This is a genomic window from Variovorax sp. LG9.2 (genome assembly GCF_035018885.1).
Taxonomy (GTDB): Bacteria; Pseudomonadota; Gammaproteobacteria; order Burkholderiales; family Burkholderiaceae_C; genus Variovorax.
Genome location: NZ_JASJXB010000143.1, coordinates 1 through 224, shown reverse-complemented (window position 1 = coordinate 224; position 224 = coordinate 1). Strand labels below are relative to the sequence as shown.

General features: G+C 58.9%; 1 protein-coding gene. It reads left to right on the top strand.

The window, feature by feature from the left end; genetic code table 11:
• Window positions 1–199, top strand: a 199-nt coding sequence (locus tag QN413_RS27280; protein ID WP_323499668.1) for a hypothetical protein, incomplete at its 5' end; no start/stop codon positions are given.
• Window positions 200–224 lie beyond the last annotated feature (25 nt).

Genomic DNA, 224 nt, shown 5'->3' with positions numbered 1-224 from the left:
CCAGCAGTTGCCCTTTCGGCTCATCGAGCTGGTGATGCCGTACTCGGCCAGCATCGCCCTGAAGTCGTGGCTGGCGTACTGGGTGGATTCAATCGGTGGTCGCAACATCTCAACTATGGAGGTGTTGTATGGGAAGAGCAAAGAGCGGGATGCAAGAGCAGACTGGGCGATCGGCGATGCGTTCGCCAGGTCGCCCTGAGATCAATCAGCGGCTCATCAAGCGG